Annotated in this window: 7 protein-coding genes; 1 reads left to right on the plus strand and 6 read right to left on the minus strand. The window is 41.0% G+C overall.

All coding sequences use genetic code 11. From position 1 onward, the window contains the following. The 6 genes from EPU_RS00005 to EPU_RS00030 all read right to left on the minus strand — a co-directional run. The coding region (locus tag EPU_RS00005) for a hypothetical protein (protein ID WP_010165658.1) at nt 1-1606 on the minus strand (1606 nt) is incomplete at its 3' end. 150 nt (nt 1607-1756) lie between these two features. Further along, entirely contained in the window at nt 1757-2371 is a 615-nt protein-coding gene (locus EPU_RS00010) for a PH domain-containing protein (RefSeq protein ID WP_010165659.1), read from the minus strand. Between the two features lie 75 nt (nt 2372-2446). Next, nucleotides 2447-3517: a uroporphyrinogen decarboxylase/cobalamine-independent methonine synthase family protein gene (locus tag EPU_RS00015; RefSeq protein ID WP_029487668.1), complete on the minus strand. Its 1071-nt coding sequence runs from the start codon at nt 3515-3517 to the stop codon at nt 2447-2449. Between the two features lie 138 nt (nt 3518-3655). After that, nucleotides 3656-4765, minus strand: coding sequence for a uroporphyrinogen decarboxylase family protein (locus tag EPU_RS00020; RefSeq protein ID WP_029487670.1), 1110 nt, complete (start codon nt 4763-4765; stop codon nt 3656-3658). Between the two features lie 41 nt (nt 4766-4806). Further along, nucleotides 4807-5883, minus strand: coding sequence for a Gfo/Idh/MocA family protein (locus tag EPU_RS00025; protein WP_029487671.1), 1077 nt, complete (start codon nt 5881-5883; stop codon nt 4807-4809). A 1-nt stretch (nt 5884) separates the two neighbouring features. After that, entirely contained in the window at nt 5885-7063 is a 1179-nt protein-coding gene (locus tag EPU_RS00030) for a Gfo/Idh/MocA family protein (protein WP_010165663.1), read from the minus strand. Nucleotides 7064-7649: 586 nt separating this feature from the next. On the opposite strand from EPU_RS00030, the gene EPU_RS10915 reads away from it, so the two are divergent. Next, complete coding sequence (locus tag EPU_RS10915; RefSeq protein ID WP_010165664.1) at nt 7650-20486, plus strand: hypothetical protein; 12837 nt, start codon at nt 7650-7652, stop codon at nt 20484-20486. Nucleotides 20487-20708 lie beyond the last annotated feature (222 nt).

The following is a 20708-nucleotide window of genomic DNA, read 5'->3' on the forward strand; positions in this document are numbered from 1 at the left end:
CCGCATGATCAGCATCAGTGAGAGGCAGAGTTACTGGAGTTCCAGCATGATCGTCATCGGTGAGAGGCAACGTTACTGGAGTTCCTGCATGATCAGCATCGGTGAGAGGTAAAGTTACTGGAGTTCCTGCATGATCGTCATCAGTGAGAGGTAAAGTTACTGGAGTCCCCGCATGATCCGCGTCGGTGAGAGGCAGAGTTACTGGTTTTCCAGCATGATCGTCATCGGTGAGAGGCAGAGTTACTGGAATTCCGGTATGGTCGGCGTCGGTGAGAGGCAGAGTTACTGGTTTTCCAGCATGATCGGCATCGGTGAGAGGCAACGTTACTGGAGTCCCCGCATGATCGGCATCGGTGAGAGGTAAAGTTACTGGAGTTCCCGCATGATCATCATCGGTGAGAGGCAGAGTTACTGGAGTCCCCGCATGATCTGCATCGGTGAGAGGCAGAGTTACTGGAGTTCCCGCATGATCCGCATCAGTGAGAGGCAACGTTACTGGAGTTCCGGCATGATCGTCATCAGTGAGAGGTAAAGTTACTGGAGTCCCCGCATGATCGGCATCGGTGAGAGGCAGAGTTACTGGAGTTCCGGCATGATCGTCATCAGTGAGAGGCAGAGTTACTGGTGTTCCAGCATGATCGGCATCAGTGAGAGGCAGAGTTACTGGAGTCCCCGCATGATCATCATCGGTGAGAGGCAGAGTTACTGGAGTTCCCGCATAATCGTCATCGGTGAGAGGCAACGTTACTGGAGTTCCGGCATGATCGTCATCGGTGAGAGGCAACGTTACTGGTTTTCCAGCATGATCGTCATCGGTGAGAGGCAACGTTACTGGAGTTCCGGCATGATCATCATCGGTGAGAGGCAACGTTACTGGAGTTCCAGCATGATCGTCATCGGTGAGAGGCAACGTTACTGGTGTTCCGGCATGATCAGCATCGGTGAGAGGCAGAGTTACTGGAGTCCCCGCATGATCAGCATCGGTGAGAGGCAGAGTTACTGGTTTTCCGGCATGATCGTCATCGGTGAGAGGCAGAGTTACTGGTGTTCCGGCATAATCCGCATCGGTGAGAGGCAGAGTTACTGGAGTCCCCGCATGATCGTCATCAGTGAGAGGCAGAGTTACTGGAGTTCCCGCATGGTCGGCGTCGGTGAGAGGCAACGTTACTGGTGTTCCAGCATAATCGTCATCAGTGAGAGGCAGAGTTACTGGAGTTCCAGCATGATCCACATCGGTGAGAGGCAGAGTTACTGGAGTTCCAGCATGATCAGCATCGGTGAGAGGCAGAGTTACTGGAGTTCCGGCATGATCAGCATCAGTGAGAGGCAAAGTTACTGGAGTTCCAGCATGATCGTCATCGGTGAGAGGCAACGTTACTGGAGTTCCAGCATGATCGTCATCGGTGAGAGGCAACGTTACTGGAGTTCCAGCATAATCGTCATCGGTGAGAGGTAAAGTTACTGGAGTCCCCGCATGATCCGCAACTTCTTCTGCTGCAAACTTGGCGGTGATAGTTCTAGTGGCTACCGCGGTGGCTGGCGCGGCGTATGTAGCATTGGAGAGCAAAGTTGCTAGAGTTAATGATACTACTAAACTTTTTTTCATGTTATAATCTCCTTTTGTTTGAATATATAAAATTTATTAACTTATATTACTATATTATCAAAAGTTTTGTCAAATATCAATAATTAGTTTGCGGTGTTGAGCWCTTGATAGGTAAACTCTTCCTATAAAAAAAAGACGCTACAGAGCGCCTTAGTTGTTGATATATTTTTCAAATACCTTGCCAAAATCTTTGGTGATGCAGGTTGCGTATAGTTTTTTGTGATAGCTAAAGATATAATCATTGATTTTCTCTACTTCAGTTACAAGTGAAATGGGGTCAGAAGTTTTTCCGCTCATAATTTCAGCTGTCAGCTCGAGACTCTTTAGCCCCGCTTCGTAATTTCTTTGATCAGCATGACGAATGTGACGAATAGCAAGTAGAGCTTTATAAATATCCTTTAGCTGTTCTAAGTGCTTTTTTTCGATATCGATTGAGAAAGGATGATCATTGAGAGTAAATTTGAGCTCTATATCTAGATCCACAGTTCCGGCTGTTTCGATAGTGATGGMTGAGAAAGAAGACTCATAAAAATTATATCTTTTTACAAGGCGTCTACTGCTTATAGCGCGTTCGCCATCGACATGGATAAAGGCAAGATTGGTGAAGCAATACTCATCTTTGTTTGACTTAATAATAAAGTAAATTTTTTCTTGATCTTCATGTAAGATATAATCGTCAGCATCTACTTTATCAAAATCTYGTGGCTCGATAATTTTACCAATATCACTTAGTCCCAATACATCTGAAGCAATTTTTTTTAACATATGCAACCTCCAATAATAGTTTATTATTATTGTATGCGGAGTTTGGTCAAAATATAAACTGAGATATAAGTTTGTTTAGATTGCAAGATTTTTTAACTGATGCGCAGGTGTTAATACAGAATCTAACACACCTTTATTATTGCGTGTAAAAAGCTTTAAGTTTTTATCGATTATTTCACTAAACGCAAGCTCCATRTTGTTCAGATGTGGTTGCGACATATCCACACCGTTTAACGATTTATACTCTTTGAAAATTGGAAGAAAGTGRTCGCCTCTGCCACAAAAATGAATAGCGCCGCCGTTAAAGTGCTCCAAAATTTGCTCGTCATACGGCTTAATAAACTCTAAGAAAAAGTCTGGTGACACATTAATTGCRGAGTCGTTTCTAACCAACACTTTTCCTTTTACTAATCGACCATAGACCACGTGATACCCAGTATTATTTGGAACAATTCTAAACCACTCATCCAAAAATTTGATATAATAATCAGTTACCTTTTGCAAAAATTTATGAACCAGCTCTGGGCTTTCATATAACTCAAAAAAAATATCACTTCCCCAAAGGAGGTCGGCCACATCCATCGGCCCTTGAGTATCAGGATGATCAAATAGGATATATTTGCCAATTTTAGGGTATTTCGCTTTAATTTCCATAAACTTTTTGCCTATAGAAAAAACATGAATGCCAACATGTTGATAGATATCAGGAAGCGGTGCTGCAACGATTTTCTCTACATCTTCAACGCCGTTTTTTAATGGACGAACATTAGGAAGAGTGTTTTGCTCATACGCCATTTCGAAAAAATCTACATTGGCCATGGCATTTGGGAGAATTCCAACACCATAGTTAGGGCGCACAGTCATTAATCTATCGAACCCTCTCGCCAAAGAATCGGAACAGCCTTTGTAAACAGAATATAGCATAAGAGTTTCATCTTTTAACGCATCATTGATATTCACTTTTGGCCACTTAATTGCAGATGGTTTCGGCACTCTTGGTTCGATCGTGAACAAGCCATCCGGAACAGAGCCATTTGCAAAATTGAGCCAATCGTTGTAAATGCGCTCTTCTTCTATTGCATCAATACGCGACTCTAAATCCTGTAAATAAATATCTAAATCACCAATCATTTCATGAAAAAACATAAATACCTCCATTTCTAACTTTGTAATTGCAACAACCGAAATGGCTGCAGCGATTATAATTATCGATACAGCCAATTGCTGTTAAATCATTTTCTAACTTTGTAATTGCAACAACCGAAATGGCCGCAGCGATTAYAATTATCGATATTGCCCGTACTGCTCAATTGCATACATCACGGCGCGCATGCTCTCGATAGAACTGCCATTGTTAATGGACCCCGCTGTCGCGATGTTTAGCCCGCGATAACCTCCATTAATTGCTTGTTCGCAGTCACGTTTTACTTCCGCTATAATGGCATCTTGATCGTTGTTCATAAATGTGAATGGYGCCAGTTGTCCATCGATTCTTGCATTAGGCAGGTGYTTGCGAATTTCATCCACAGTAAGCGTAGGCCCAAAATTGGTGCCGGTTAGATTTAGTTTGCCCAGCAGCGGGAGCAGGTGCCCCATCGCCGAATCGGAATGTTGATAGCGTTTTTGATTTGGCCCGGGCGAACGCTTCTCAAACACGGCCTTCAATATCGGATAGCCAAACTCYTCGTACATCTCCGGTGTCATCAAATAGCAGTTGTCGTCGTAAAAGCCAAATCCAGTCGCAACAATTCCAGACTCCGCATCCATCAGATCAATATAATTCATAATTACTTTGAGAATAGTATCGCTAAATCTTTTATACAAATCGGGCTCGTCATAATATAAAAACATAAGATTTTCTACGCCATATATCGATGTTGCAAGTGTAACAGGGCCGCGTACACTGTGGAAGCCCCCAGGCTTTTTGCCATAGGCTTCAAAGAGCCTCCTTTTTTCTGATTCCCAATTTTTGGGTAATACAAATTCTGGAAAATTCATCTTATCCACAGTATCGAGAACCGCTTCTAGCTCGGYGGGAGTTTGGCAGCTACCATGAAGCCAAGTGGTTCCCGCTTCATATACATATCGTCCGCCAAAAACCTCTCCAATTTGTTTAATACCCGGAAAGMTCTCCTCTTTAGTGGGAAAATATTCTTGAAGTAAACGCTTGCCAACAATTTTTTCTGAAATATCATTGTAGCGTTTATTTAATTCCATGCGTCGTTCTCGAGGCGTATGTCCCCATTGTTCTCCCTCTTCGTTAAGTTCAGCAAAGACGCACTCGCCACTCATTCGGATCCCCAACGCCACTTGTTGCGCAGCCGGGTTAAAGCAATTGTCCTTGTGAGCTTCCTCATCCTTTGCCCAAAACGCATCTAAATCCACAGGTAACATAATTGACACTCCTTTTCATATTGCGGATGTGGTTCTAGCGATTATTGAATTCGTACCGCCTGCTTTTGCGCTATTAGGCACAGCTCCGCGGCCTTGAATGCATGAGCTTGAGTCATCGCATTTTCGGTTCGGTTAATGCAGTCTAATATAAATTCTCCAAAAAATGGATATCCGATTTTGCCTGATACGTTAAAATATTTCTCTCCATCTTTATTGACTAGATATACGTGGTTTCCGCCYTTTTTATCTGTTGCAACATCGACGTATTTTCTGATCTCGATATATCCCTCKGTACCCAGAATTATTGTTCGCCCATCGCCCCAGGTTCGCAATCCGCTCGGTGTAAACCAGTCTACTCTGAAATAGTTTGTACTGCCGTTCTTTCCTATTAATGTGCAGTCACCGAAATCTTCTAGCTCCGGTTTGTCGGCATTTTCGTAGTTGGCTACTTTACTATTGACTACGGTTGCGTCTTCTTCTCCGGCAAAGAATAGGTATTGCTCTATTTGGTGACTTCCGATATCGCACAGTATTCCGCCGTATTCTTCGTGGTTAAAAAACCAGTCCGGTCTGCTATCTTTACTTAATCGGTGTGGCCCAAGCCCGATTACTTGCAACACTCGGCCGATCGCTCCTTGCTTTATTAGATTGCCAGCGAAAATGGCTCCYTCAACTTGCAGACGCTCGCTATAGCATACCATATACTTTTTGCCTGTTTCTCGAACTTTAGCTTTCGCACTTTCTAACTGTTCAAGTGTTGTAAACGGAGCCTTATCTGTAAAGTAGTCTTTTCCTGCATCCATGACGCGTAGACCTAGTGGACATCGTAGGTTGGTGATAGCTGCTGCAGCGACAAGCTTTACTTCAGGATCGCTTAAAATTTCTTGCTCACTTGCAGCGACATGGGTGTTTGGAAATTGCTTGAGAAATGTTTCGATTTTTTTTGGATCTGGATCGTAGACCGATTTTAATGTTGCACCCGCGTTTACTAGGCTATTACACATTCCGTAAATATGCCCATGGTTTAGCGCGATGGCTGCAAAGACAAATTCTCCTGGTGCCACTACTGGTTTCGGTTTATCTTTTGGTATATAGTTCATTCCGTCGTTTTCGTTCATTTTAGTAGCTGCCCTCCAAATCTAGTGTTACTCCTGTTGACTTTTTTGTGAATGTGGAGTTTTCAATTTTCTTGTTGAGCTCGGCCAAAAATAGATCTTCGTCAATAGGCAATGATACGGTTTTGCCTAGCCAACTGGATAAGTGCATCGCGTTTGATAGCATTAGCCCGTTGATTCCTTCCTGTCCTTCTGCAACCATAGGAGTGCCATGCAAAATCTTATCAGCGAATGCGCGACAGACCCCGTTATGCTGTGGATTTTTACCATCAGTTTCCACTTTTAGCCATTCGCCATTCGGTTGCTTAAACGTTTCCTTTGATTGGTAGCAGTAGTCTCTTTCATTTACGTCTAGCTTATATACACTAATTCCAGATTGTTTTCCTGGCTCAGTGTGATCAATTTCGCAAATGATTTTTCCTTTTTCTAGCGTAATTTCAAAGCGATTTGTTCCCGGAAGATCTGCTGTGGTGGTGACAAACACGCCGGTTGCTCCGTTCGGAAACTCCAGATAGGCAGTAACGTCGTCTTCTACTTCGATATCGTGCCACTTGCCCTCATGGCAAAACGCAGTGACCTTAGACGGCATCCCACAAATCCATTGAAGTAAGTCTAGGTTGTGTGGACACTGGTTTAGTAATACGCCACCGCCTTCTCCGCTCCATGTGGCTCTCCAATCTCCAGAGTTGTAGTAATTTTGAGTTCGATACCAAGTGGTGATAATCCAGTTAACGCGCTTTATTGCGCCGAGCTCTCCGCTATCAACAATCTCTTTCATCTTTCTATATATATGGTTGGTGCGTTGATTAAACATCATGCCAAACACAACGCCCGACTCCTGTGCCGCTTCATTCATTTTGCGGACCTCTTTTGTATATACTCCTGCTGGTTTTTCGCACATAACATGAATGCCTCGCTTAAATGCTTCCTGTGCGTAAATAGGGTGTCCATAATGAGGTGTTGCGATAATGACGGCATCTACAAGCCCGCTATCCAAAAGTTTTATTCCATCATCGAAAGTTGCCACTCCTGAGAAGTTTTTCTTAGCAAATTCTAGTCTCTCTGGTCTGATATCCGCGACTGCCGTGAGCTCCATATTGGCTACAACGCCGTCGACGATGCGCTTACAGTGCCCAGTACCCATTCCACCAATTCCAATAATTCCAATTCTAACTTTATTCATATTTCCCTCCGTTTAAAAGCCCTGTATACAACAATTAGGGTATATATTTATATTGCATACGTACATTATAAACATTGTATACATCACTGTAAAGACCTTTTGCTTAAAAATGTCATAAAATTTCTAAATTTTGTATACTAAAAATATCTTTGCGATAGATAGTAAAGCAGAATTTTTTGGTAGGGGATAGAACTTGGGGTAAAAAATAACAGCCGATTGCTTTTTATCTTTTGTATCCATCGGACAAGATCGTTCGAGATCTACGTCCTATTCATGATTGCCGTAAAGTTAGATTCCGTATGTATTTAGAGATTGATTGCCCATGCCTTTTATACAATCTAAAATTTAGACAAGTTCCTACAATAATTAACTATATTTCTCTTCAGTTAACTTCACACTACTTTTTTATTACATAATTTGCACTGATATTGCTTTTTGTGCAGCGATATAGTATACTTTTGTCACGCATTATAAAAAAGCTGCAACAAAATAACACATACTTAAATTTTGTAGCATACAATTTAATGACGCATTTGATTTTTGAGACGCATCTATAGATTTGAAACATAGAAAGGAAAATCAGAATATGAATAAAAAGATAAAAAGAAGTACGGCTGCTGGTTTGGCTTTATCCGTTGGACTATCCATTCCTGGAGTATCCACTTATGCTGGCGTTCAAATGCATACTTATAATATTATAATTAGAAACGCAGATAATGTAAGTTTGCTATCGACTGAAGCGACCGAAGTTATTGCACAACAATATGGAATCGATTTGATGACACTGAGAAAAAGTCAGAATGCCCTAGATGCGGTACAGGCTGAGTTAGATAAGTTGGTAGCGTCTATTATTGTTGCTTCAGATTTTTCAAAGGCGACTTTAATAGATAAAGCCGGAGTGACTGATGGGGAGGTTGAACCGGATCCAGCTACCACCGAGACCACCGATATAGGTAAACTCGAAAAGGCTCTCGCAACTGACTTGTTAGGTAAAGTTGGTGCAAAAGTTGATTCACTACCTGTCACTAATCCGAGCACCATTATAGAAAAACTGATAGCTGCAGGACATGATGTGTTGCTAGGCAAAGAGATTGGCGTAACGGTAACCATAGGTGCTGCAGATGGAAATACCGAATCAAAACAAGATGAGAATACTACGCTAGCTCCATATGCTATAGAAATTCAATTGAAAATGAGCTTAGAAGCAGGCGGCCCGACTTTAACTACGCATAGCTATCCCGTATCTAAGAAGGATATGATCTTTACTGTAGATTCCAACAATGGAAACATAACCTTCGCTGTTGCAAAGGGAAAAGAATACGAATATGCTATTGCTCCAGCTGATGCCAAAGTTGGAGATGTTGTTGCGTTTAATAAGATAACGACTAATTCTAAAATGGCCAAAATACTTTATAGCAAATTAAAAGCTTTTGCTGGCGAGAAGACTCTTGTATTTCGTGAAAAAGATGCGGCATCTCCTTCAGAAGCGACTGATTATGTCAATGAGACTCATGCTACTGAAGCTATCGAGGATATTACCTATACAATGGGAGAGCCAACCTACGCGACAGGAGAGACTGTTTATACTGCAGAAGATATTGTGATAGATGATCTTGCTTCTACTATAGAAGATACTGTAATGGGTATAATAGCTGAGACAGACCAATTGAAACCCGTGAGAATCGTTAATCTTGTAGTGGAATTCGATTTCGAGGAGGAGAAGGCGTTTGTTAGCATCCCCGGTGGTGCAGCAAATGGTAAAGTGCTTACAGATGAAACAAATGCCCTGGTGGCAAAATATGTTATAGGTGCTGCTGGTTCTGCGACAACAGAAGATATAACGCTAGGACCATCTCCAAAAGAGTTAAATACTGCCTTTGGGGTAATGGAGTTATCTGGAGTTACTGCGACTGACGATCAAGAATTGAAAATAGATGTAGATTTTTCTGCCATAAAAGAAGCATTTAAGACCTCTAATCCAAACGTACTACTCGTAACTAAAGATACCATCGAAGTAACTAAGGATTTTATCACTGCCCCCAAACCTGTATTAACGGATAATAAGGACGGCACCGCCACTCTTACATTAAAAAATATTACGAAAGATGAATGGAAGACACATAAAAAATTTTTGAAGGTTGAGTTACGAGCTACTTATGATGCAACAGAAGCAAGAGCATCTCGCTCAAGATTTGTTCCGGTCTTAAATCTTAATAGCAAATTTGATAATGCAACAGAAATTGATGGTGACACGGCAGGTGCAAAAGATCTGCAAGTGACGATCAGTCAAGATGAAATTGCCAGCCTTGTATATGGCAATTACGATAACGCTATAGAAGTTTCTGTGTCGGAATCTAGCTTTTTTATTTTGGAAAATACAGGAAACGAAAAAGTTACAATAAAAACTCCGAAAGCCGCCGCTAATTACACGATAGATATTAATGGCACTAAAACTTCTGCTGTCAATATAGAGGTAGGCAATATTGTTGAGGACAATGAGTACAAAATTAATGTAACGCACACAGACAAAGCTAGTGGCGCTATTAAAAATACGGCAGAATATATAAAAATAGCCGAGGGTAATTTATTAACTCAAATAGCAGATCTTAGCGAGTGGGATTTTGCCGTTGGGGATAAAGTCGAGGTAACAGTAATCGACATGTATGATCCGACTATTCCAGAAAAAACATCGGACCCTATTACTATGATAAAAGCTCCTGCAATTAGTAGTTCTGCAGTTAAATATGATAAACAGCCCAAAACTTTATCTTTATCGTTAGCTAAGCCTGTGGGAGATACGCCTGTAAATGTAACGTACAGTGTCGATTATTTAGGTTCAGATGATAACATTGATAATATTCAGTTGGCTGTTGTTACTTCTGGCACTGCAATACAAAGCAATTATCAAGATGCGTTGCGACCTCTTGCTAAGGGTGACGTTATGACTATAACCACTAGTCAAAAAATTTGGAATGTTTTACCAAATAGTGACAAAATAGTTGAGCCTACCGCCGCACTCAGCGTTGAACATGCTAAAACAACTAATAATAGTGTAGAATTTTTTATTGAGAAAAGCGGCAAGACAAATATTACACAATACGACGCCTATGCATATATTCTCAGAAAAGACGGTACCAAAGATTATGTTGAGAGTCCGGTACAGATTGCTGATGAAGATCCACATGATTCATGGGGCCGTTTTGATTCCAACGGCACAGTTACGGTAGACTTAACAAAAACATTTGCAAAATTAAATCCGTTGGCCAATGGAGATAAAATAGGATTAGAAATTAGACACAAAACAGATGGGTTAATTCACAATACTTATGCAGTATATGAAGCCGCTGTTGAAGAAACTAAAAACAAAATAAATTGGGATAACACAAGCCCGGCTGCAACAAAAATTAAGTTTACTGTTGCATCAACTGACAAAGTTCCTGGATATTATAATGGCACCTTAAATAGCCAGCTTCAATTGGGCTTCGCTATCCATACTATGAAAGATGGGGCCATAGCCAACACTAAATATATTCCTCTTAATCACAAAGCGGGTGGCGTGAAAGTAACAGCAACTCAAGCGGCGCCTACAACCGCCGTGGTGGAGATCGACTTAACCAATACTGCCAATCCAGCAATCGTTGAGTTGAAGAAATTTTTGAATACTACACATCTGGGCAAAGTAGTCGCTGCCTATGTAGACAATGTATCTAGCTTACAGACTCCGAAGTTAACTGCACATGTGAAAGAAATTAAGCAAGTGGTGCCTCCTATAATCAAAATAACGGAAGGCATAAAGGCGACGGCTCCTGCAAAAGGCGAGATAGAAGTTGCGTTCGAAGACGATACTTCTATAGAACACTTAAACGCGACAGTGAAATTGTTAAATCCTGCCGAACAAGCCGCTGCGATGTTTAAGTTAAAGGATGCTGATGGCGATAAGAGTACTGATTCGTATAGACTTGCCAATGATAGTATTAAATGGGAACAGGCAATAGTGGGAGAAATTGTGGCCACCGTATCTAGCGACGAATGGAACGTGGTGCCTTCTGAAGAATCCAATACTCTCGAAATTACTCACATTGCTCCTCTGACTGCGGAGTCAAATGTTTCAAATACGGCCATAACCGTGACGCTCACCGAAGATGCGGATGAATATATCGATCCTAGCACCGGTAAACTTCTGGATGGGTATGAATTCTCCATAGCTGCGATTAATGAGCCAATAAAAGCGGCATTTATAAGCGCTGAAGATGCTAAGTTTAGAGAGGTGCCTGATACAAACGCCAATGCTATCGATGCGCGCTGGACGATGGGTGCCAACAACACGGCTACTATTACTATTTTAAGCTCTGACCTACAAAAGATAGAAGAGCATATTACCAATCCGCTAAACTTCGATTACCCAGCTATTACTTCGGTAAAATCTGATGAGCAATCATATCACGTAATGCAAATTAATTATAATAGAGCACTTGATATGAATGATGCAACATTGACGATTGTTAATAAAAAAACTTCAGAAACTTACGTTAAAGAAATTCTTGCAGATGCCAAATCAAGTACGGAGAGCTTTTTCCAATGGCCATTTAGAAACGCTGGGGAGGAAGCCATGACTGGGGCAGTCGAATGCAAAAACGATCAACTATTAAAAGCGGGCACTGAAGTAACGATCACAATTACTGCAACAGATACCAACGGAGCGTATGAAATTACACAAGATTATATTGTTACTGAAGAAGATGTGGCTGCAGCTACATATAAGGGTGCTAGTACGTGGACTAACTCCATGCTAGATAAAGAAATAGCGCAAGATGCAAATGATTTTATAGAAAGAGAAGCATATAATAATAAAATTGAGTTTACATTAGGTAATTACAAAAATTGGTTAGAGAAAGCTAGCAAAACTACAGCCAAACTAGAGGAACTTACTGCATATGTACCGATACCAAAATTAATCACCGATTTTACTGATCTCCCTAAAATTCTTTGGGATGATACTGTCGAGGAAACTGAATTTGCAGATTATGTTTTTGTAGAAATTCCAAGTTTCTATACGGCTGATAGCACAGCAAATGAAAATCTCTCATTAACTTTGTATAAGACTAAAAATGGAGCACCTGTTGACACAGCAGATGACGCGAAGAAGATTAATTCAGCGGATGGGTTGGTTGTAATCGCAAATGGCGAAGTTGGTCCTGATATGACTCATCTCGAAGTTCAGCAAAAAACTGGAACTACAACAGCGATCGTAAAAATTCCTATTGCCACATTAGAAATGGTAAACGGCGAAGAGGGAGCTGATGTTACCTTTAGCGTTTCGCATTCAAACCCGAATTTTAAAGCGCAAAAATGTTCGCAAAAATTAACTTCAGCTAAAACTGTTACGATCACAGAGGACAAAGTTGATAGAGAATACGAAGCTTCCTCTGGTGAAACTAAAGTTGCTCCGCATATAGAAGTGACGCTAAATGGCGGATGGGACGATACAGTTCGTAAAGTAGCGTATACAATTAATAATGTTGATGCAACAGAGTTTGCAATAGATCCAAATACAAATAGAGGCTATATAAATACGGCAACTCTAGGAGATACTTTGAATCCGGGAGATATTTTGCATATAGCGGTATATGGAAATACTTGGAATACAATCCCTAGCGGAGTAAGTAAGGCAGTTGTGGCGGCTCCAGCATTTAAGATGGATGATCTATCTGCAGATTCACCAGCACCTGGGGATCATGTCGAAGGAAATTTGAACATCGCAGATGACGGAACGCTGAAAGTAACGTTTACACCAGATGGTACAAATCCTACAGCGGATTATTCTAGCATAACCACGACTATTGCAATCGCCAATGCTAAAGATTCAGATAAGGCAGATCTCATTACCGAAACAATTACAATGAATGGATTTGTAGCCAATGCTGATCAAGTATATCACACCAAAGCTGATTTGATAGAGAATTGGTCTGCGACTAAATCGGGAGATGTGGTTGTTACGACTTCTAGTACCAAATGGTATATTATCGATAATGAGTCCACGTTTACGGGTGCGATCAAAGAGACTTCATTAGAAAATGTAGGTGCCAAAGCTGGTGACACTGGAATTGAAGTAACCGTCAATAATGCAGGTGATCAATATGTTGCATCTGGAAAAGATGAATTGAATAAGCAATATGAACTACATTTTTCATCAGCTAATTCTGAGACTGTATCGTCTAAAACACAAATTGCAAAGGGCGACTGGGATATTAGTACTACCCCGGGCAAAGCAATGACAACTATTACTAACGAGGAACTGAGAGAATTAGGAATAGTCATGGGGCATTATATGGTTGCTGTTACTCTACGAAATACTGATTCTTGGGTTGAAAAAGATAAGAGTATACAGATAGCTTTAGAGGATCTAAATGCATTTGTGCCTAAAGCAACGTTCGCAAAGGCTGATACTGAAGCTGATGCGGATTTTGTAGTAATCGATTTTGAAGGTGCTTGGAAGGGCGATGCATTCGATAACGATTTCCAAATCGATTTATTTGTAGAAACCGCTGAAGATGCAATCAAAACAGCAGCAGCAAGGGTGGCTCATGCAGATTTAGCAGCCTATTTGAAACAAGATGCAGCCGCTGAAGGAGCAACTGATGCTGCTGAGATCGCGAAAGCTAAGAGAACAGCCAAGTTAGAATTGCCGGTTGGAATATTGAACCTTACAGATGATGATCTCGGTAAAAAAGTTATAGCGAGAGTGACTCATATTCCATCGATTTATATTCCGGATGGTGAAAGTTCTGCAAAATCTTTGGTATCTGTGGTAGCTGATGGTACTCCCCTAGCCAAAATGAATGTACCAGTGATTAAGAATGAAGTAGTTGGATATAACTTTGATACAAGTGCAGCTGATATCACTAAGAAAAATGCAATTGAAGTAACGCTCGCAGGCCCTGATGCCACCGCTGAAGTTATTGCGTATATAAATGGCGTTGAGAAAACTGCTGCCCAACTAGACCCAACCGCAGCCGCAACCGCATCATATATTGAGATCGCTAAACTTGGATTAAAAGTAGGAGATATACTGACTGTCGAAGCGAAGGCCGCGGATTGGCGTAAGCTACCAGCAAAATCAATAGAATCTGAGAAGGTAACTCAAATTGAAAAACCGGCATTGGCGATTGCTCCAGGTTCAACGGATCCAGCTAATGGCATTGTAACGCTAACAAAAGCCGATACTGAGCCTGCTGAATATGAGACCGCAGATTTAACAGCAACTCTTACATTGAAAGATGACAAGGGTGAGGTAATAGCAACTGAGAAAATTACTAGCACGATTACTGGATTTAGCTCGACATTTGATAGCTTTGCAGATAACGATAAGTGGAAAGGTGCCACTGTTGGCAGTGTTGAGGCAATAATTTCCAATTCGAAACAGTGGTATAATATCAACTCTGAATCAATATCTAGAACTATTAAAGATGTAGCCACTATAGAATTTCCTCCAACTTGGGAAGCGGCGGGGCTTCGTGTCAACCTTGAAACTTCTCCAGAAGAATATTTAAATGACCAATCAAAACTTGGCCATGGATATGAGCTATCGGTAACAAATGCGGCTGGAACTGCATTTCCAGCTAATCTTACAGACCTATACTGGAGACAAGATGAAGATCACATTACAGCTATAATACCAAATTCGATATTGTTAGCAGCATTAAACGCTGAAAAAGCATTTAAACTAAAACTTGAAAATACCGCAGACTGGTTTATAAAAGAGCAAATAACAGGCAAGATTAACCTTGACGGGGAGGCCAAATTGGTGCCGCAACCTAAATTTGTAACAAACTACACTGGCTCTAATATACCAACTGAGTTCCGACCGACTACTTCTACACCAGCTGACCACATGTTAATTGAAATTCCAGGTTCGTATGACGAAACTACTACTAAGATGAATAAAAATTTAACTGTTAGATTATACAAAGTAGTTGACGGGACGCCGGTAAATGCTAACGCGACCAATAAAGTAGATGACATAGATAGCTGGATTGAGGGTAAATATATAGAATTAGTGACAGACGGAGAGTCGACTACAACTATCACGGAGTTAAAATTAGAAGGCGGTGCATCTGATAAAACAGTAGCCTATTTGCAAATTCCAGTAAATGCGCTTGAATTTGACGTGCAAGATTACACTAATGAGATAGTGGTGACCGTTAGCCATACGAATGACCAGTTAACCCCAACCGAAGTGCGACAAAAACTGCAGTTGGCACCGGCTCCAACCATTGTGGGCACAAAAGAGCAAAACCTTGCAGAGGCCGAAACGGCTCCGCTAATGTATAATAGCAAAATGAAGGTTACATTAAACGATATCGATGGCGAGTTCAAATTGGATGACAATACAGACTGGGCTAGTGAAAATTTAACAGTAAAATATAGTGCCGAAACTCCAGTTGTAGATCCAATAACTCCAGCGGTGGATGTAGTCATAGACTTTGATCAAGTGATAGATGTAGTAGCGGCGGCAGACGGAGCAACAAAATCAGACGGATTTGCAGATGGCGAAAAAGTTTATGTGGAAGTTGCTAGTACTGATAAATGGTATGTCATAAATAATGAAGTTGACTCTTTAGCGACTATACAGACAATTGGTTTAAATTTGGCTCAAACAACTGATGGAAAAGGTATTGTGGTGACTATCGAAAACTCTGGCGCAACTGCTGCGGATGAGTATGTTGGAGTTTATACTGCGATTAGCCCGGCGAGATCTACGGGAACTATTCCAGACTCAGAAGGATTGGTAGAATTTGGAACATTGAAGTTTGAACAAGGTGTAGATAGAAAAATCAAAGCTACCATTACAGAAAATGATCTTAAGAAATTAAAGATAACACAAGCCGATAATGAAATTCAAGTAACAGTATCTCATGCTGAGGATTGGTTATTACTAAATAGCGCAGATTCGCCAATAGGCATACCGAAGATAGAAATGGCCAAACCGATTGTTGGAGAGAGTGAAAAGGGCGAAGATTTTGTACGCATTGAAGTTCCGGGAGCTGTTGTAAATGAGCATGACGATATTATTAACCTTGACGTCACATTTGAAGATGCGACTGATACTAATCTTCAAGGAGATGCTAATACAATATTAGACTGGACACAAGAGGGCGAGTCTGCAGTAGCTAATGTACCACGCGAAAACTTCGTTAAGGCATTTGAAAATAATGGAGGAACTGTTACGTTGAAAGTAGAGCACCAAACTTTAACTGGGAAAACAGCTCAAACATCATTCGCGATACCTCCAACACCTCTTAATTTACTATTTACTGGAGATAACTTTATTGCAAGCATTAATGAAGCTGCCGATCTAAACGTAAAATGGCAAGCGGAGGTGGGAATCACTGCTGCCGACGGCACGTTCACAGCGTATGGAGATGCGATTGAATCGACTGAATTCTCGGTAAATACTGGGTCTGATCCTGATCCTAAATACAAAACGCTTGATGATACGCATAAGGCACCAGAAGTTACGACAGGCGACAAAGTAACGATTAGATTAGTGGGAACTGAAAACGAAAATATAAGTTATACAGTTCCTGTCACGCTAAGCTCGCCAACAGCCGTCGAAGCGCCAACGCTGGATGTTACCTTTAGCGCATCAACTATGACTGTGAAGATCCCTTCTGAAGAATTAGGAAGTTCACCAGAATCGCCGATAGCAGAAGTTCAATATATCGATAATCCAAATGTTGAAACACCAGAATGGAAATTTATTGGTGATTCGCAAAGTGCAGTTATGGATCTGGATATGGTAACAACTTACATTAAAGCAATAGCTACGATACCTGATATTTCTACAGCCGCGCTGCGAGTTGCTCCAAAGAATTCTGCAACACCATTTATTCAACCAAAGGATGATTTAATCAACGATGATACAATTACCATAGACGCAATCGAGTTCGAACCGACCAGCTCGGCCGCAAGAGCAGTTTTTAGAGGCCATACGCTTAGTGTTATGTTGCGAGATTTTGTTAATCCAAACGAAATAACTATGACATATCTTGTGGACGGCGCTAAACCAGACCCATATACACCGCTAGAACCGATTATGAGCAACAAAGGATTAACTTATAATTATACAGCCGACATACCATCAGTAGATATTCCAGCAGGAGAAAGTATAAGGGTTGACGTGGCAACAGCGGAAGGAAGCTCGACTTACTATAAGACTGTTTATGGATATTCGGATAAAGTAGAAGAGTTCCCAACACCGAGCGTAACCTTTACGTATGTATCTAGCGTTAGTAAAGATCATTTCATGATGAATATCGATTCCTATGCAATAAAAGATTTCATCGATAACTTGGGAGAAGATCCTGATGATGTATTGGAGTTAACGTATAAAACCACAGATGCAAACGGAAACGTAATTAAAGCGGGGGATATAGCAGAGCTGAAAGATAAGCCTACGTCATATTTTTATTTAACACCAAATAATGACATATTGCCAGCAGGTGGAAAATTGCATATTATAGCAACAGCAGTTATTGGAGACGTAACTCATGAATCTGTTTTGGTTTACGAAAGACTGCAAGCGCCGACAATGCGTAGAGAAAAAGGTACCATTGTTATCGACAAGAACAACAAAAATGCAAATGTAAAATATACAATATATGACGAAGACGCATCCAAGAAAAATCTACTAGGAACAGCACACCATCCGGTGACAATAGATAATAATGAGTTGATAATTAGAGGCAGCGAGCGAATATATAACACCCCTATCGCGTTTAAGAGGCTACCAGATTTTAATACCAACAAAAACTTGGAGGTCTTTATATCCGCATCGCAAGACGGGTTTATGCCAATTATAGTGACGGATATCATTACACCAAACGATGTAATATTTAAGCCGACGCCAACGATTCAAATAGAAGGAAATACTGTTTCAATTAAGGAGTATAATCAATACGCATCAGACGGAACAGAAGTATATATTGCCATTCGTGACGATAAGTTAGAGGTTGATGATATAGAAGATGCGGTAGAGGCAAGTGGAACGAACATCAATGATGGTGGTGGCACGGCACTCGAAGGTTCTCTCAAACGCGACATAGTGTATAAATACACATCTGCAGCAGGATATCCATTAGATACTAAAGATGAAAACCCTGGACGAATCCAAATTTTGGTTAAAAATGAGAACTACAAAGATGGTCACGAGCTAACTGCAACTCATGCGTATACACAATCGGATATTGGGCAATTAAAAGCTCCGAGATTTGTTGGAGTGGAGGGCGATAACTTAATTATTTTGTATCCAGATGATAGAGCCGAGTTCCACTATTACGCATTTGCTAAAGCTGGCGCACAAGACGCTGCCGTGGCAGTGAGAGAGGATCGCAAAATTGATCCTAAAACCGATGGGGATTTGGATCCGGCTAAAGGAAGCATTTCTATAGCGACCTTGCAGAAAGCATATACAGAGCAATTTGGCTCAACTAACGAGTTATCAGCAGGAGACAGAATTCTTGTTGCCTCTGTTGCAGATGGCTCTGTAGAACTTGGAAAAACAATGGAATACACAATGGAAGAATCCGATTTCCCAATGCCGGCCGAAATTGAAAGCTTTGGATTTTCAGATGGAACGAATCATTGGGTAGATGTAACATTAAATAAAGTACCGATTAATCATAAGATATTAGTTTCTAAGAATGCATTTACCGTAGGTAGTACAGTAACTGCCGACGGCAAGGATGTTTTTAATCTTATTGAAGATGTAGATGGAGATTTCATAAGCTTTACAACATTTGATGTAATGAGCACATTTAACGTCGCTAATACCGATGAAGCGCGCAAAGCATTAGCCGAAGTTGAGGACGGGTTAAAATTTGCTCTCGTAGATGCAGACAATAAAGTAATCGACACTAATGCTATTGCGTTTACTCTCAATAATATGGAGCTTGCACCATTGGAGACGAAAAAATCAGGTAGTATGGTACACTTCTTGAGTACGTCTTTGGATGAATATCTTGAAGACGAGTATGAAATCCAAGTCGAATACAGTAATGCAGAAGAGATTAAGTGGAAAAAAATGCCAGACAAAAGGGGCACATATCAGGTTTCGGAGTCAATTATATTCAATCCATATTTTGAGGCACGTGTAGCTCTATATAATATAGATGTAGAGCCAGATCCAAATGCTACAGAGGGTGATTACGATGCACCACTATATACATCAGTGAGCTATAGAAATCCGGCTACGTATGGCACAATAAATGTCGATGGAAAAGTGATCTATATTAACGAGTTGGTACAAGACAAATTTGATGAACCATTGTATGAAGAAATTCCGCTATTTGAATCTGAATTTGAGAACGACGACGCATTTGAGGCGCCAGAAATCGAAATTCCAGAAGTGATGTTACCATCATTAGAAATTCCAGAGATGACAACTCCAGAGATGCCAGAGATTAATGAATTTGAGGAAAATTTTGCCGAGGAGTTAGAACTAGAAGAGGCACTATTCGAGGAAGAAGTATTATTCGAAGAAGAAATGTTATTCGAGGAAGAGGCATTATTTGAACCACATTTAGGAGAAGAGAGCCTAGAAAATCCGGCGATGTCATTAGAAGTGGTAGAAGAGACGACTTATGGATTTGTGCTAGAATCAGCACCGATCGAGGAATATGCAGCTGAGGAGGCTGTACTAGAATCAGCACCGATCGAGGAGTATGCAGCTGAGGAGGCTGTACTAGAATCAGCACCGATCGAGGAGTATGCAGCTGAGGAGGCTGTACTAGAATCAGCACCGATCGAGGAATATGCAGCTGAGGAGGCTGTACTAGAATCGGTAGCGATCGAGGAGTATGCAGTTGAGGAGGCTGTACTAGAATCGGTAGCGATCGAGGAGTATGCAGCTGAGGAGGCTGTACTGGAATCAGCACCGATCGAGGAGTATGCAGCTGAGGAGGCTGTACTAGAATCAGCACCGATCGAGGAGTATGCAGCTGAGGAGGCGGTACTAGAATCAGCACCGATCGAGGAGTATGCAATAGAGGAATTTGTGGCAGAAGAATTTTTTGAAGAGCCGGTAGCTGAAGAAGTCTTTGAAGAACCGGTGGCTGAAGAAGTCTTTGAAGAGCCGGTAGCTGAAGAAGTCTTTGAAGAGCCGGTAGCAGAAGAAGTCTTTGAAGAGCCGGTAGCTGAAGAAGTCTTTGAAGAGCCGGTAGCTGAAGAAGTCTTTGAAGAGCCGGTAGCTGAAGAAGTCTTTGAAGAGCCGGTAGCTGAAGAAGTCTTTGAAGAGCCGGTAGCTGAAGAAATCTTTGAAGAACTAGAATTTGAAGAACTAGTATTCGAAGAGCCAGCTGAAATCGTAATGAACACGAAGACAAATGTTTTTGCTAAGATGTTCAAAAAGATATTTAGAATTTAATTAATACAAATAAATCAGAGCAGACTAATTCGCATAGAGTTGGTCTGCTTTTTATATATGGCATTTATTTCCTAAGACTGCTCGCTCTCATTATATAGAGTTGGTCTATTTTGTATTCAGGCTAAGCTGTTTAAACAGATATTTAGAATCTAATTGTATGGAAATAATTCACAGCAGACTAATTCGCATAGAGTTGGTCTGCTTTTTATATATGGCATTTAT

The organism is Candidatus Epulonipiscium viviparus, assembly GCF_000171335.1.
GTDB classification, from domain to species: Bacteria; Bacillota; Clostridia; order Lachnospirales; family Cellulosilyticaceae; genus Epulonipiscioides; species Epulonipiscioides viviparus.